The sequence below is a fragment of the Limnochorda sp. LNt genome, assembly GCF_035593265.1.
GTDB classification, from domain to species: Bacteria; Bacillota; Limnochordia; order Limnochordales; family Geochordaceae; genus Geochorda; species Geochorda subterranea.
In genome coordinates this window covers 141,257-156,351 of sequence record NZ_CP141614.1, presented here as the reverse complement: position 1 = coordinate 156,351, position 15,095 = coordinate 141,257, and the positions used below count along the sequence as shown (strand labels likewise).

The 15,095-nt window shown below is 69.1% G+C and carries 12 protein-coding genes and 1 pseudogene; 3 read left to right on the top strand and 10 right to left on the bottom strand.

Annotated elements, in window-relative coordinates; all coding sequences use genetic code 11:
* Positions 1-4: 4 nt before the first annotated feature.
* From VLY81_RS00820 to VLY81_RS00800, 5 genes are all read right to left on the bottom strand, one after another.
* Complete coding sequence (locus tag VLY81_RS00820; RefSeq protein WP_324669120.1) at positions 5-2,137, bottom strand: S9 family peptidase; 2,133 nt, start codon at positions 2,135-2,137, stop codon at positions 5-7.
* Position 2,138: 1 nt separating this feature from the next.
* Entirely contained in the window at positions 2,139-2,498 is a 360-nt protein-coding gene (locus VLY81_RS00815; protein ID WP_324669118.1) for a hypothetical protein, read from the bottom strand.
* Between the two features lie 91 nt (positions 2,499-2,589).
* The gene (locus VLY81_RS00810; RefSeq protein ID WP_324669116.1) at positions 2,590-2,847 is read right to left on the bottom strand and encodes a hypothetical protein; all 258 of its coding nucleotides are present in this window, start codon (positions 2,845-2,847) and stop codon (positions 2,590-2,592) included.
* A gap of 6 nt (positions 2,848-2,853) precedes the next feature.
* Entirely contained in the window at positions 2,854-3,234 is a 381-nt protein-coding gene (locus VLY81_RS00805) for a PadR family transcriptional regulator (protein ID WP_324669115.1), read from the bottom strand.
* A gap of 220 nt (positions 3,235-3,454) precedes the next feature.
* Positions 3,455-4,456, bottom strand: a complete 1,002-nt coding sequence (locus VLY81_RS00800; RefSeq protein ID WP_324669114.1) for an SCO family protein — start codon at positions 4,454-4,456, stop codon at positions 3,455-3,457.
* 220 nt (positions 4,457-4,676) lie between these two features.
* Between VLY81_RS00800 and VLY81_RS00795 the strand changes: the two genes are divergently transcribed.
* The 3 genes from VLY81_RS00795 to VLY81_RS00785 all read left to right on the top strand — a co-directional run bounded on the left by VLY81_RS00795 (position 4,677) and on the right by VLY81_RS00785 (position 8,406).
* Positions 4,677-5,270 (top strand): hypothetical protein, encoded by a 594-nt coding sequence (locus tag VLY81_RS00795; RefSeq protein WP_324669113.1) that lies wholly within the window; start codon positions 4,677-4,679, stop codon positions 5,268-5,270.
* 103 nt (positions 5,271-5,373) lie between these two features.
* The gene (locus tag VLY81_RS00790; RefSeq protein ID WP_324669111.1) at positions 5,374-6,360 is read left to right on the top strand and encodes a magnesium transporter CorA family protein; all 987 of its coding nucleotides are present in this window, start codon (positions 5,374-5,376) and stop codon (positions 6,358-6,360) included.
* Positions 6,361-6,570: 210 nt separating this feature from the next.
* Positions 6,571-8,406, top strand: a complete 1,836-nt coding sequence (locus VLY81_RS00785; RefSeq protein ID WP_324669110.1) for an AMP-dependent synthetase/ligase — start codon at positions 6,571-6,573, stop codon at positions 8,404-8,406.
* Between the two features lie 222 nt (positions 8,407-8,628).
* Here the strand turns inward: VLY81_RS00785 and VLY81_RS00780 are convergent, their stop codons facing one another.
* The 5 genes and pseudogenes from VLY81_RS00780 to VLY81_RS00745 form a co-directional block, all read right to left on the bottom strand.
* On the bottom strand, positions 8,629-9,537 hold the full coding sequence (locus tag VLY81_RS00780; protein WP_324669109.1) for a DUF1028 domain-containing protein: 909 nt from the start codon (positions 9,535-9,537) through the stop codon (positions 8,629-8,631).
* A 165-nt stretch (positions 9,538-9,702) separates the two neighbouring features.
* A pseudogene (locus VLY81_RS14860) lies at positions 9,703-11,357 on the bottom strand (IS1634 family transposase).
* A 173-nt stretch (positions 11,358-11,530) separates the two neighbouring features.
* Positions 11,531-12,223, bottom strand: coding sequence for an ABC transporter ATP-binding protein (locus VLY81_RS00755; RefSeq protein WP_324669105.1), 693 nt, complete (start codon positions 12,221-12,223; stop codon positions 11,531-11,533).
* Between the two features lie 559 nt (positions 12,224-12,782).
* Entirely contained in the window at positions 12,783-14,270 is a 1,488-nt protein-coding gene (locus VLY81_RS00750; protein WP_324669104.1) for a xylulokinase, read from the bottom strand.
* A 12-nt stretch (positions 14,271-14,282) separates the two neighbouring features.
* Complete coding sequence (locus VLY81_RS00745; protein WP_324669103.1) at positions 14,283-15,023, bottom strand: class I fructose-bisphosphate aldolase; 741 nt, start codon at positions 15,021-15,023, stop codon at positions 14,283-14,285.
* Positions 15,024-15,095: the final 72 nt, after the last annotated feature.

The window sequence follows — 15,095 nt, the reverse complement described above, 5'->3', positions numbered from 1 at the left end:
TGCATCAGCCCTTGAGGTACCGGTCCAACCAGTCGACGATGCGGTCCAGTCGGAAGACCCGGTGCCACGGCTTGCCGTTGCGACTGAGACCGTGGCTCTCCCCCGCGAACCGTACGAACTCCGTCGGCACCTTGCGCACCTTGAGCGCCACGAAGAGCTGCTCGGCCTGCTCGATGGGGCAGCGCAGGTCCTGCTCCGAGTGGATGATGAGGGTCGGCGTCCGGATGCGGTCGGCGAAGTGGATGGGCGACATGCCCAGATAGGCCTCGGGGCGCTGCCAGGGTGCGGCCCGCAGGTCGTAGAGGTCCAGGTAGCCGATGTCGCTGGTGCCGAAGAAGCTGTACTCGTTGGTGACGCTCCGCATCGTCACCGCGGCCTTGAAGCGGTCGGTGTGGCCGATGATCCAGTTGGTCATGAAGCCACCGTAGCTGCCGCCGGCCACCCCCAGCCGGTCGGGGTCGATGAAGTCGAACCGCCGTACCACCTCGTCGACCAGGGCCATGACGTCGCGGTAGTCCTTGTCGCCCCACTGGCCCCGGATGGCCGCGCAGAAGGCCTGACCATAGCCCTGGCTGCCCCGGGGGTTGGTGTAGAAGACGGCGTAGCCGTTAGCGGCCAGCAGCTGGAACTCGAAGAAGAAGGCGTACCCATACATCGCCATGGGGCCGCCGTGGATCTGCAGCACGGCGGGGTAGCGCCGTCCGGGCTCGAAGGAGGCCGGCCGCATCACCCACCCCTCGAGGGGCGTGCCGTCGTCGGACCGGAACTCGAACCGCTCGGGCCGCACCAGCTGCACGCCCTTGAGCCATCCGTCGTTGGTGGCCGACAGGCGGCGCAGGTGGGCGACCCGCGCCCCGTCCAGGTGCCCGGCCCACACGTCGCCGGGCGAGACCTCGTCGATGAGCAGCAGCGCCACCCGGCCCGTCGGGCCGTGCACATCGAAGTCGTGCACCACGTGGGGCCCCTCCGTCAGCGGGCGGGCAGCGGGAGCGTCACCCGACGCCTCCAACCGGAAGAGGTCCACCGCCCCGCGGCGGCTGACCGTGGCGTAGATGACCGAGGCGTCACCGCTCCAGACGAAGGCGCGCCCCGCGTCGCCCGCCACGTCGTGCAGCACCTCGTTGCCCACGGTCAGGTCGTCGGTCCGGGTCAGGCAGACCCGCTGGCCGCCCGGACCGGCCTCCTGCACGAAGAGGTGGTGGTTGCTGTAGAAGTCGTCGACCAGGTCGTGGGCGGTGTAGGCGATGCGCTGCCCGTCGGGCGAGAAGCGCACTGCCGTGATCCGCAGGTCCGACGCCGTCAATCGCACCGACGGCGTCACGGGTGACGAGACGTCGGTCGGCACCAGGTAGACGTCGGTCCAGCGCTGGTAGTCCGCCTCGGGATCCGGGTTGGTCACGACCCCCAGGTGCCGCCCGTCAGGCGCCCAGTCGGCGGAGTGGATGTCGAAGGCGCCGCTGGTCAGGGCCACCACGGCAGGGCTCTCGTTGCCCTCCGGCTCGACGGCCACCAGCAGCAGGTGCCATCGCCGATTGTCGAGGAAGCCGGTGCCGTCCTCCTTGTGGTGGAGGCGGGTGATCACCTTGACGTCCCGATTGTGCCGGAAATAGGGGTCCTTGTCGGTGGGGTCCTCGTCGCCGAGCCGCTCGATCCCCCGAGCCGGGTCCATGGGCGCGATGAAGGCGATCCGCCGGCTGTCGGGCGACCACAGCGGCGTGCCGGCACCATGCTTCAACTGGGTGAGGGGTCGCGCCTCGCCGCCGAAGGCCGGCATCACGTAGAGCTGGAAGGGCGGCGCTGCTCCGGCTGCGCCAGGGGCGTGGTCCGCCCGCATCGCCCCTGCCCCCGCAGCGCTGGCCCGGTTGGACAAGAAGGCCAGCCATCGTCCGTCAGGAGACCAGCGCGGCGCCCGGTCCTGGGCCGTCCCGGCCGTGAAGGCCATCGGCGGGGAGGACCCATCCAGCGGCGCCACCATGATGCGCGAGCGGTACGTGTCTTGCTCCGGATCGATCCAGCGCTCCACCCAGGCGACGCGTCGCCCGTCGGGCGAGATCTGCACGTCGCCGGCGAAGCGCATCGCCAGCAGATCCCGGGAGGTCAGCAGGCGCCTGGGTGGCGTCTGGGGCGATGTCACCATCTCACCCCGCCTTGGTGCCGGCCCCCGCCTTGCGCAGCCGGGCCGACGCCATCTCGATGAGGGAGAGAGCCGTCAGGGCCAGGAGGATGTGCAGCAAGACGAAGGCGCGTCCGCCTGCAGCCCCTGCAAAGATGGCCAGGCCCGTCGCCAGGGGGAGCAGCGGCGTGAGGCGGGCGGCCGTCACCAGGCCGGGCGCCTGCTCTTGGGCACGCCCCCGGAAGGCGACCAACGCCAGGACAGCGATGACGAGAGCCAGGGTGAAGTGCGTCTCCCAGACCCGCTCGTTGCGGATCAGCCCCATGAAGCGCCCCGCTCCCAGCAGCAGCTGCACGTAGAACAGGATGCGCAAGACCAGGATCATCCGCCCTGCTCCCTTCGGGTCCCGCAGCCGAGCAAGCCTGTTAGGCGCGTCGCGCCCCGCCTCCTGCCCGACGCCGCCCGCAGGCCCTCCCTCAGGCAGGCGTCGCCGGCGGCTGGTCCGGCCGCTGGCGACGCTCGAGCTCCTCGATACGCTCCTCCACCGCCTGGACCTCCTGCCGGAGATCGTCCAGGTAGGCCCGGAGCCACTCGAGCTGCTCCTGGCGGGTCGCGAAGCGCCGCCACCATCCCCGTGGCCCTGCCGGCCCGGGACCAGCCCCGTGCATCCACGGCAGGGGCCCCCAGCCGCCCTTGGCCCATGGTCCGGGCCTCATCCAGCGCCAACCGTCCATCTGGGCTCACCCCTCCTGCGTGAAGCGCTCGGGTGCGGGGGGAAAGGGTGGCGGCTGGCCGTCTCCTGCCGGGCGATCCGCCCGGAGATGCTGATAACGCTCCAGCCACTCGTCCAGGCAGCGACGCTCTTGGGCGAGGCGTAGGGCCACCCGGTCCAGGAGCACCCACCCCGCGTCGGTCAGGACGTAGCGCCGACGCGCCGGCCCCGTCTCGCCGGCCTCCCAGCGGGAGCGCACGAGCCCCTGGCCCTCGAGTCCTCGCAGCCACCGGTAGAGGCTGCCCGGCAGGGGGGGTCGTGGGGCGGGGCCCTCGCGGGCGCTGCGCTCGAGCAGCTCGTACCCGTGGGACGGCGACTCCGCCAGCCAGAGCAGGATCCAGGGCAGCAACGCCCCACCGCCCCTCATCGGTCCGCCCCGGTGCCTCCCGTGCCGTCCCCTCCGACCGTACCCGGGCCCGTCGGCGCCTGGCTGCCCCTCCACCGCTGCCTGCTCGCCCCCGAGTGACGCTTCGTGGTGCAACTATATTCTAGGGGAATATAGGTGCCTCCTCAAGTCCCTCGGTGGACCGGTCCCGCGCGAGGCCGACGGCACCCCCGGGGTGACCGCCTCAGGATGTCTGCTGGCGCACCGGCACGTCTGCTGGCACCTCGCCGGCCCTCTCGAAGCGCAGCACGACCGAGACCCGGTCCCCTTGCCGCAGGTTCCTCTCCAGGCCGACCAGCATGATGTGCAGCCCGCCCGGTCGCAACACCGCCTCTCCCCGGGCAGGCACCTCCACGGCGTGCACGGGCTCCATGCGCATGACGTCGCCCTCCATGCGCGTCTCGTGGATCTCCGTTGCCCGCGCCACGTCCGTCCTCACCTCGAGGAGCCGGTCGGGGCTCTGCGTGGGGTTGACGAGCGTCAGGTAGACGGCGCTGGTGTCACCGGAGGCGGCCGGTCGGGCCCAGGCGTCCCGCACCAGCACCCGGGCCGGGGCGGAGCCCGCCGACTGGCGAAGCAGGCCCCGTACGTCGTGGACGATGTCGGCTGTGGGGGTGCCGTACGGGTGCATGACCCTCACCATGCCGTCGGGGCCGACGAGGTACAGCGCCGCGGTGTGGTTGATCAGGTAGCCCGTCGCCGATCCGGGCACCGGCACCTTCTCGGCAAAGACGCCCCACCGGTGCATCACGTGCTCGACGGTGGCCGGCGAGCCTGTCAGCCCGACGATGGCCGCATCGAAGTGACCCACGTACTCCGCCAGGCGCTCCGGCGTGTCTCGCTCCGGATCGACCGTCACGAAGAGCAGCCCCACCCGGTCGGCGTCCGCGCCGAGCGCCTGCCGCACGGCTCTGTACTGCACCATGGTGCCCGGACAGACGTCGGGACAGAAGGTGTACCCGAAGAAGACCAGCACCGGGCGCCCGCGCAGGGCTGCCAGCTGGAAGGGCTGGCCGTGCTGATCGGTCAGCACGAAGTCAGGCGCGGGGTAGGGGGGAGAGATCGCCAGCCCCCGAAACGTAGGGGTTTGCCACCGGCCATAGCCCCAGACCGCCGCCCCCGCCAGCCCGACCGCGATGATGGCCGCGACGAGGGCGATGCGCCACCGCTTGTGAGAGGTCGACATCGTACGCTCCCCTTCGGCATCCTTTCCCGGGACATGATAGCGCACCGGTCTCCGTCACGGCGGCAGACCGCGGCGCCGCCGCGCCGGCGGTGCCGGTCCCCACCCCCTTGCAACCTCGGGGGGACGTGCTAAAGTGGCCGGGGAGGCCCCGGTTGGCCATGGTGAGCGTCACGGGGGGCGGAGGGTGGCGAGGGGCATGGGGACCTGGGTACGGTCGTGCTTGGCGAGGCGTGCCACCTCCCTTGCCTGGCGGGGCCTGGTGGCATTCGGGCTCTTGTGGGGCGCGCTCGGGGTGGCGAGTCCAGCTCCGCCGGCCTCGGCGCAGGGGCTGTCGCTGCCTCCCTACGAGGTGCCGATCGGAGCGCTGGCCGTGGCCGACTACTGGGCCATCGGCGAGGTGAGCCTCGAGGAGGCGGGCCGGGCCGTCTCGGTGCGCCTGCTGAGGCTTCAGGTGGAGGGCGAGCCGGCGCAGTTCAGCGTGGAGCTGCGGTTGCCGCCCGCGACACCGGACGGCTTCGAGGCCGTGGCATTGGTGCCCGAGTCGGAGCTGGACGGGCTCGTCCAGGCCCTGGCCAGCATGGCGCAGCTGCCGCGACGGGCCGAGGGCGACGGCCGCGACCAGGTGACGATGCTCTACAGCCCGGTCCCCGACCTTATCGTCAGCCTCTCCCGCCGGCCGGGTGGGGCGCAGCGCGCCGAGCTGTACATCCAGGGCGAGTCGGTCGCCCTGCGAGCCGACCGGGGCTTGGCGCAACTGCGGGATCTCCTGGTCCGCTCCCAAGGGCGCATCCGGGATCTGCGGCAGCGCTCATGACGCCCACGGACAAGGGGAGGCTCCCGGGTGAGCCGAACCATGCAGGGCCGGCATGAGCCCCGAGCAGGGGGCGCACGCTTCGCGAAGGCGGTGGTGGACATGAATGATCCAGGCCCACGTCACCCGAGAAGGGGTGCTGCACTCGACCGATGACATCGCCGAGCGCAACTCGTGGGTGCACCTGGTGGCTCCCAGCGATCAGGAGCTCGCGCGTGTCTCGGGGGCGCTGGACGTCCCGGAGGACTTCCTGCGCGCCGCGCTCGACGCCGAGGAGCAGCCCCGCCTGGAGGTCGAGGGCCAGCGGGTGCTCATCCTGTTGCGCTGCCCCGTGCTCCGGCATCACGACGCCTTCACCCACTTCGAGACCCTGCCCGTCGCCGTCATCGTCACGACCGCTCACCTCGTGACCGTCTGCCTCGAGCCCAACGAGGTCTTCCAGTCCCTGCTGCAGCCGCCCCGGATCCACACCGCCAAGCGGACCATGTTCTTGCTGCAGGTGCTGTACCACACCGCGGTGCTCTTCCTGCGCTACCTCCGCCAGATCGATCGGCTCACCGACGAGATCGAGCGCAAGCTCCTCCGCTCGATGCGCAACGAGGAGCTCTTCCGGCTCCTGGAGCTCAGCAAGAGCCTCACCTACTTCACGACGGCCCTCCGGGCCAACCAGATCGTGATGGATAAGCTGATGCGCCTCCACCTGCGCAAGGAAGCCAGCCCGCAGGCCACCCTCAACGGGGACGTCGTCGCCCCGGCGGTCCTGAGGCTGTACGACGAGGACCGCGACCTGCTGGAGGACGTCATCACGGAAAACCGCCAGGCCATGGAGATGGCGGACATCTACACGACCATCCTCACCACGACCATGGACGCCTTCGCCTCCATCATCTCCAACAACCTCAACATCGTGATGAAGTTCCTCACGTCGGTCACCATCGTGCTGGCACTGCCCACCATCATCGCCAGCTTCTACGGGATGAACGTGGCCCTGCCGCTGCAGGGCAGCCCCCTGGCCTTCCTCATCATCCTGCTGATGACCGGCGGCCTCATGGGCGGCGTGGCCTGGTGGCTGGCCCGCAGGGGGATGTTCTGAGTGAACCGGCCTTCGGTGCCGATTGCATGATGTAATCGCTTACGGGTATCATGAGGGGCAGGGGGAGCAGCGACCCACATGCCCCTCGAGACCGACGGCAGGACCGCGACGGCCAGGAGGGTCCCATCCTCGCGAGCCGAGCTCGCCGCTCGGACCGGTCCCGGCGCGCCGCCGACGAGAGACGCATCCGCCGACGGCCACACAGCCGAGATGTCCTTCTCGAGCGTGCCTGCCCTCCTCTTCCATCAGGCGGGTCGGCTCGGGCGCCGTGTCGCCCTGCGCCACAAGCGCCTCGGCATCTGGCAAGAGACGAGCTGGGCGCAGTACTCCCGGACCGTGCGCCACGTGGCCTGCGGGCTCGGGCGACTCGGGGTGGAGAGGCGAGACCGTGTCGGTATCGTGGGCGAAAACCGGCCCGAGTGGCTCTACACCGATCTCGGCGTGCTGGCCTGCGGCGGCATCAGCGTCGGCGTCTACCCCACCTCCAGCGCCGAGCAGGTGGGCTACGTGCTCGGCCACAGCGAGGCCCGTGTCTACGTGGTGGAGGGGGAGGAGCAGCTCGACAAGGTGCTGGAGGTGTGGGACCGGCTGCCCCACCTCCAGTGGGTCGTCGTCATGGACCGCAAGGGGCTGCGGCGGTTCAGCCATCCCCGGGTCCTCTTCTGGGACGAGTTGCTCCGCATGGGGCAGGAGGCCGAGCGGGCCGAGCCCGCGTGGGTCGAGGGCCGGACGAGCCGCATCGGGCTCGACGACGTAGCCCTCATCATCTACACGTCGGGCACGACGGGCCCTCCCAAGGGCGCCATGCTCACCCACCGCAACCTGCTCTGGACCGCGGAGGCCCTGGCACGCGCCAACCCCGTGGCCGAGGCCGACGAGGTGCTGAGCTTCCTGCCGCTGTCGCACATCGCCGAGCGGATGGTCTCGGTCTACCTCGCCATTCGGTGGGGCATCACCGTCCATTTCGTGGAGAACACCGACACCGTGCTGTCCAATCTGCGCGAGGTCTCTCCCACCATCCTCTTCGCGGTGCCCCGCATCTGGGAGAAGATCCACTCGCAGTTGGAGCTGCACATGCGCGAGGCCGACCCTTTCAAACGCCTGGCCTATCGCCTGGCCGTCCGCATCGGTCGGGTCCGCGCCCGCCTCCGGCTCGAGCCCCGTCGGGCCGTCCACGCGGTGCCCGCCTGGAAGGCGTCCCTCGCCCGCGGCGCGGCGAGCGCGGCCTACGCGGTGGGCCATGCCCTGGTGCTCCATCCTCTCAAGCGCCGCCTCGGCCTCGACCGGGTACGGCTGGCCATCTCGGGGGCCGCCCCCATCGCCCCCGAGGTACTGGCGTACTTCCACGCCATCGGCGTCCCCATCCGCGAGGTCTACGGCCAGACCGAGGGCAGCGGCCCCACCACCATCCACCAGGGCGACGAGATCCGACTGGGCACGGTAGGCCGGCCCCTGCCGGGCGTCGAGGTGAGGCTGGCCGAGGACGGCGAGATCCTGGTGCGGGGCCCCAACGTCTTCGTCGGCTACTTCAAGGACCCGGAGGCGACGGCTGCCACCCTGCGAGACGGCTGGCTGCACTCGGGCGACGTGGGCGAGTTCGATGAGGACGGGTTCCTTCGCATCACGGACCGCAAGAAGGATCTGTTCATCACGGCGGGCGGCAAGAACGTCGCGCCCCAGTTGATCGAGAACAAGCTGAAGGCCAGCCCCTACATCCACGACGCCGTGGTCATCGGCGACGGGCGCCGCTACCTGGTGGCCCTCATCGTCATCGACGAGGAGAACGTCACCCGCTTCGCCCGGGACCAGCGCATCCCCTTCACCACCTACAGCGACCTGGCGGCCCGCCCCGAGGTCCATCGCCTCATCCAGCAGGAGGTGGACAGGGTCAACCGCACCCTCTCGACCCCGGAGCAGGTGAAGCGCTTCGCCATCCTGCCCAAGCGCCTCTACCACGAGGATGGCGAGGTGACGCCCACCCTCAAGGTGAAACGGGCGGCCGTCATGGCCAGGTTCCGGGAGGAGATCGAGGCGCTGTACCGGTAAGGGTCGGCGCTCTGGCCCGACCGCTTGCAGTCCAAGCAGACTCCTCAGGGCGAATGGGTTTCACTCCACCGCGTTTGATGCTCTCGCAGTGGAGCGCCAGCGCGTGGTCGGGGTACCGGTCCCGAGTATCCAACCCCCAGACAACGCGTGCATCAGCGCACGGGGCACGGACTCATCCTGCGCCGACCCGCCTTTACCCAGCTCAGGGACTGGACGTCGCTCCTAGCCGGCGTGGTCTTTCCCCCTGGTCGACTCTGCTTGCCGGCGCAGATACTCCAACACCACCCGCTCGACGACGTCGCCCGGGTGCTGGCGCTCCTCGAAGTTCTCCATGCCGTGCCAGGCCGCCAGGGCCTCGCGGGTCGCCTCATCGAGGCGGCCCGTGGCGTGGGAGAGGTACCCCAGTGCCGCCAGCGCCTGCTGCACCTCGGCCAGCACCGGCCCTTCCAATGGCACCAACTCAGGCTCGGGCGCCTTTTCGAAGTAGAGGCGATAAAGCCCCACCAGCCGCTCCAACTCGCCGATGGGGTCGGGGTGGTCGTCGACCCGCAGATCCATGTAGCGGTCGTTGAAGCCCCCGTAGCCGCCCCGCTCCCGGACGATGAGGATGGCGGCCGACTGCCGGCCGCGGCGGTCACCGCCTGCCCTCTGACCGGCGTGGAGTGCGGCAACGAGGCGCGCGGCCAGGTCCCCCGTCGTACGCAAGTAGGCGTCGGCCATGGCCTCGACGACGGCCGGCCCTGCCAGGATGTTGCCCTGTGCGGCGAAGCCGGGCCCCGTCACGTGCCCCGCCCACTCGAAGCACCGGCTCCCGGTGAAGGCCGCGCTGCGACCGCGGGCGTCGACGATGCCGAACTGGCGATCCTCCCGCCCCTCGTCGTCGGCCACCAGCCGCCGCGCCACCTCCTCGGGCTCCAAGCCCTCGGCCAGCAGCTCGAGCCCTCGGGGCCCGTAGGCGGTGTTGGCCAGCGCCTGGGTCGCGATGGCCCCCACGCCTGCGCGGGCCCACGGCACCACCGCTCCCACCGCGAGGAACTTGGACTGCACCGCCACCCCCAGGCTGCGCGTCGGCGCATCCAACGCCACGATGGAGAAGGTCGCGACCTGGGGCACGCGACGTGATGCTGGCATCGAGTCCATGCCCCCTCTCCTGCGTGGCCAGGTTCGTCGAGCGCGGGCACGCCCCTTCGGCGCCCGGCGCCGGGCTGGCGTTGAACAGCTCGTAGCGACAATTCAAGGTGACAAAGAGCGACATGACGGGATCTATAAGGGCTGAGGTGGACAAAGCGGTTGTATCTACGCCGTTTTTCGGGTGGGCGTCACAATCTTCAGGTAGTGGGGCGGTCGGTCGACCTTCAGGGCCTGAAACAGCGCCTTCTGCTCTTCGGTGAGGGGGCGGACCTGCCAGACCTCGCCGTGGGCGGTGGCGTGGCGGCCCACGTCGATGGGGGCGACCAGATCCCGCATCTGTCGCCAGGTCTGGCCCGTCTCGTTCTCGGCCACCCGGATCATGAGGAGGGCCAGCCAGCACAGCAGCACGTGGGACCGGATGCGGTCGTCGAGCCGGTGGTACATCGGCCGGACGTCGACCGTGTGCTTCAGGTGCCGGTGCACCCGTTCCACCTGCCAGAGTTGCTTGTAGCCGTAGACCAGGTCTTCGGCGGGCAAAAGTCGTCGGAGCTGCTGATCACGAACTTCCCGTCGAGGGCGGCTTCTCGGCGAACCTTGGCCGCGTCGATGACCAGTCGCGCGCCCACGTCTGGCGCAGGTAGCGGCCGAAGGTCTCGTGGGCCCGCAGCTCGCAGGCTGCCTTGGTATGCGCCTCGCCCTGCTTCTGTTTGAGCGCTTCGAGCCGCTGGCGAAGCTCGGCCAGGATGGACTCCCGCTTCTGGCGGTCCCGCTCGGCCTCCTCGGGGTTGCGGACGATGACGAAGCGCCGGCGGGCGGCGCTATCCCCTCCGACCACGACCTCCTTGATCTCCAGCCCGTCGGGAAGCCTGCGGTACTTGCCGCCCGGCGCAGCGCCTCCGCGGGCACCCCTGGGGGCCCACCCGCAACTTCTCCCCGATGATGTAGTGATCGCCGGCGCCCTGCAGGATGCGGCGGTTCGCCTCGGAGTTGAAGCCCGTGTCCAACGCCACGACCACCCGGTTGAGCTTCCAGCCGTTGAGATCCCGTTTGACCTCGGCCACGACGTTCTGGTCGCCGGTGTTGCCGGGCCAGACCCGGCAGCGGACCGGGATGCCGTCCCGGGTCACGGCAAGCCGATGACCACCTGGGCCATCTTCGGATGATCATCGGCGCTGTGCCCCCAGCGGCGCAACCCGTCGGCGTCCTCGCCCTCGATTTCGAAGTACGCCGTCGTCGTATCGAAGAAGATGACGTCCACTTCGAGGTTGAAGAGGTTGGCCAGCGTCCAGAAGACCTCGCGCTGGATCGCCTCGGCAGCCTCCAGCAGAAAGTCCATGGCCCGGTAGAGCTGGTGGACTTCCACCGCGGGCAGCTGGTCGATGTAGACGTCCTGCGCCACCCACTTCTCGATGGCCGAGCTTGCTGGACGGCGCCAGGGCCCGGTTGGCCACCATGGCGAAGAGGAGCCGCTCGATGGGGGTCTGGTAGTGGCAGCGCTTGAGCAGGCGCTGCAAGGTCTTCTGGATGCCCAGCCGCCGCCACAGCCCGTCCAAAAGCCACGTCCCGCCCAGCTTCAGGGAGCCCAGGTACCGAAAGGGCCACTCCATGCCGAGATCCTTCTGCAGTTGGGCCTGCTCGTCGGGGGGCAGGAACCGGGCGATGCTGCGCACCAGGCGGCGCAGCGCGTCCAGGTCGAGCTGGTCGACCCGGCCGAAGGTGTACAGCACCTGGGCCCGGGGCTGTCCAGTCTTGGGGTCCCGGACGTTATGGGCAAGCTGGGCGTATTGGATGCCCTTGGAAGTGACGGTGCGCACGTACATCGTGCCTACATCGTAACTCGTTTACCACGCTGTGTCAATAGCTACATCTTTTGTGGTTGTGTCTACGCGCATCCGCGTTTTTCTACGGGGAATGGCCCGCAAACCCGCTTCGCACCGTGCGGGTGGGGGCGGGTTGTGGCCACTTACTGTACAACGCCAGCCGGGGCGGGCCGTCAGTTCCACCGGCGCCGCTTGCGGTAGCGGCGCCAGCCCTTGGGGGTCGCCTCCATCGAGACGCCCAGGTAGAGCTCCTGGACGTGGGGGTTGTCCTGCAACTCTCGAGCGGTGCCCTCCAGCACGATGCGGCCGTTTTCGAGGACGTAGCCGTAGTCGGCGACCTGCAGCGCCATGCGCGCGTTTTGCTCGACCAGGAGCACCGCGGTGCCGTTACGGCGCACCTCGTCCAGCACCCTGAAGATCTCCCGGGTCACCGCAGGGGCCAGGCCCGTCGATGGCTCGTCGAGCATCAGCAGCTTGGGCCGTGACAGGAGGGCGCGGGCGACGGCCAGCATCTGCTGCTCGCCCCCCGACAGCGTGCCGGCCCTCTGGCGCCGCCTCGCAGCCAGCACCGGGAAGAGGCTCAGTACCCAAGCGCAGCCATCGGCATCCCGTCGCCCCCGCTCGGCCACCTCCAGGTTCTCCTCGACGGTGAGCTCCGCGAAGATCCCCCGGCCTTCGGGGACGTGAGCGATGCCGAGCGCCGCGACGTCCTCGGGTTGCCAGCGGGTGATGGCACGGCCGTCGAAGCGCACCTCGCCCTTCTCGGGCTGGCCCTCGATGAGGCCGCTGATGGTGCGCAACAGTGTGGTCTTGCCGGCGCCGTTGAGACCTAGGTTGCAATACGCAACTGACCTCCACCTCAACACGACTCACGTACTCAGCTCCGCGCGCAGGGCGTCCGGCAAGGCCACGTAAGCGTGCATCCACCGGCCGGGGGCCCGGTCGACGCAGCCGAGACCCCCACGGGTGCTCGCAGGAGGGGACCGGCCAAACAGAGACACGGGCTACAGGCCCACGAAAAAGCCCGGCTCACCCTCCCCCTGCGCTCGCACCGCCCCCGCCCGTCTCGTGGGCGAAAACCTTATGCTACACCGTGGCGCTCACCTTCTGAAGGCTCCTCCGAGGCGCCGCCGTTTCGACAGCTCAAGCATACCAGCACGGACTACGGGACATCCTCCAGTCAAGGTCCTGAGGGACTTGTTTCCGAAGAGCGGGTACGGCGAAACCCGCGTGTCCTGTCCGTGGAATGAGGCGGACGGTAGCCCGGCGCTCATGGATCGCGCAGGATCATCCGGTTGTGCCCTGCTGCTGTTTCGCTGTACCTGGACCGTGTTGGTCCACGCATCTCGCCCTTCCTTTCCCGTTCCGTTCCCGAGTGCACCCTTCACTCCCTTTGGTAAAGCGGTTCTGCCTGTCAAGCGACACTCAGATGGGCTCGTATAAGTCCTTCACCGCCGCATACAGCGCTTTGTAGGTTTCGAAAAGCCGGTCGTAACGGGCTTTGTGCCGGATATCCGGCAGGTAGCTGCGCGCGGGCCGCACCATGCGCTGTACCAAGCGGGACAGCATCTGCGGACGCCCATCCGGACAAGCCGCAAGGATGGCCGCGCCCAGAGTGGCACCCTCGTGCGATTCCAGCTGAATGACCGGTACTCCCAGAACGTCTGCCTTGACTTGATTCCAGAAGGCACTTCGAGAACCGCCGCCCGTTACGCGGACTTCACACACTGCCTGACCTGTGGCCTCCGAAGCGACTTCCAGCACATGCCGGACGCTATAAGCCACCCCTTCGTAGACGGCCCGAACCAGGGGAGCGGCCCGGTGCCGTTCAGTCAGATTGAACAGCACGCCGCGCGCGTGCGTATTCCATATCGGGGCACGTTCGCCCCTCAGATACGGTAGAAAAACCAGTCCCCCGGCCCCAGGCTCCGAACCCTGGGCCGTCCGCTCGAGAACCACGGGATCGAACAACCGCCGCTCCGTGAGAAGGGCTCCCCAGACCCAATCCAGTGCGGACGCTCCCACCTGAGTCGGGCCGCCCGCGAAGAACAGGCCCGGCCACAGAGGCATGAGCCCGCCGTCGCCGGGGTAGGGCGCTCGATCAGTTACCAGTGCGATGACCTCCGACGTGCCCGCAATATCAACGGCGACTCCAGGCATCAAGGCGCCAGCACCGAACATGCTGCACCAAGCGTCAATGGTTCCGATTTTAACCGGGGTGCCCTCCGGAATACGCGTCTCGGCGGAAGCCGCCGAGGTCACCTGCCCCACAGTCTCTTCCGGGGAAAGGAGCGGGGGCAGCAGGCCCATGGGGAGGCCAAGGCGGTCAAAGAGGTCCGGATGGTAACGGCGCTCGATCACGTGCGCCACCGAAAACGCGCTGAACTGATCCGTGGCCATCCTGTCTGTGAGCCGCAGGGCGATGTAATCCTTCGGCTGAAGGACGGCCGCCGCCCGGGCGATCCAGCTGGCCCGATGACGCACCAGCCAAAGTAGCCGGGCCAACGGGTTGGAGGCATCGAGAGGGAAACCGAACCCCGTGTACCGCCGCATTTCCTCGGGGCTCACCAGGCTCGATATGAGCCTGGCTTCGTCACCTGCTCGCCGATCGGACCAGATAATGGCCGGGCCCAGAGGCGTGCCGTCTTCTGCCACCACGACGTGACCCGGTGACTGGCCGCTTAGACCGACGCCGACCACGTGTCCGTCCGCTGGGAGGGCCTCCATGACCGATGCAGCGGCGCTGGCGGTGGCCGCCCACCACTCCTCCGGCTGCTGCTCCGACCACCCCGGATACGGATGAGAGGTCTCGTACGTGCGCGCGGCGAAGGCCACGATCCGGCCGTCTTCCGTGACCAGGCCGACCTTCACGCTGCTGGTTCCGAGGTCAATGCCCAGCAGGAAATCACCCACCGCAGCGCCTCCTCATGGGCGGGAGTGGACGACCTGCGCCACCCGTCGAATCATGGCGCGCATGTCGGAGCTCTGCCAGACGTTGCGGCCAAACGCAACCCCGATGGCGCCCGCTGCCACGGCGCCGCGCGCTGTCTCTATGACCTGCTCCTCGTCTGCCATCCTGGGGCCGCCCCGGACCACAACCGGCACGAAGCAGCCCCGCACGGTCTTTTCGAAGGTGTCCGGAGACCCCGTATAGCCCGTCTTAACAAGGTCGGCTCCGATTTCGGCACCGATGCGGGCAGCGAGCGCAAGCCTATCGGGATCCGTCTCCCCCTCTTTTCCAGCCGGCAGCATCTCGGCAACCAGGGGCACGCGTAGCTTCATGCACTCCGCGCAGACCTCAGCCAGTTGTCCGAGTGACTCGGCCTCCCCCTCGTATCCCACGAAGCCCATGGCGATGACGGCCCTGGCCCCTACTTCGAGCGCCTGCTCTACAGAGAACAGCCGGCGCATGCGGCGCCAGTCCGGCCCGATGGAGGAGGTGCCTCCATCGACGCGGACGATGAGTGGCGCGCCGGCCAGGGCACTGTGGTATCGTTTCGCAAAGCCCAGTGTCACGATGAGAGCGTCGGCGCCGCTTTCGAGGGCGGCTTTGGCCACTGACAGCGGGTCCTCGAGGCCCTCCATAGGACCGAAGGTACCTCCATGGTCGATAGCGATGATGAGGGTTCGACCGTCGGGTCCGGTGATCGGTTCAAGACCTGGCATGGCCTCGTCTGCCCCTTCCTGAGGGCGCTGGGGGCCGGAGCCTTGTGTGGTGGCCGACCTCCCAGCGCTCCT

Coding starts and splice junctions, on each gene's coding strand:
- VLY81_RS00810 (WP_324669116.1), bottom strand. CDS start 2,847: ATGGACGGTTGGCGCTGGATGAGGCCCGGACCATGGGCCAAGGGCGGC.
- VLY81_RS00790 (WP_324669111.1), top strand. CDS start 5,374: ATGATCCAGGCCCACGTCACCCGAGAAGGGGTGCTGCACTCGACCGAT.
- VLY81_RS00820 (WP_324669120.1), bottom strand. CDS start 2,137: ATGGTGACATCGCCCCAGACGCCACCCAGGCGCCTGCTGACCTCCCGG.
- VLY81_RS00785 (WP_324669110.1), top strand. CDS start 6,571: ATGTCCTTCTCGAGCGTGCCTGCCCTCCTCTTCCATCAGGCGGGTCGG.
- VLY81_RS00815 (WP_324669118.1), bottom strand. CDS start 2,498: ATGATCCTGGTCTTGCGCATCCTGTTCTACGTGCAGCTGCTGCTGGGA.
- VLY81_RS00780 (WP_324669109.1), bottom strand. CDS start 9,537: ATGCCAGCATCACGTCGCGTGCCCCAGGTCGCGACCTTCTCCATCGTG.
- VLY81_RS00800 (WP_324669114.1), bottom strand. CDS start 4,456: ATGTCGACCTCTCACAAGCGGTGGCGCATCGCCCTCGTCGCGGCCATC.
- VLY81_RS00745 (WP_324669103.1), bottom strand. CDS start 15,023: ATGCCAGGTCTTGAACCGATCACCGGACCCGACGGTCGAACCCTCATC.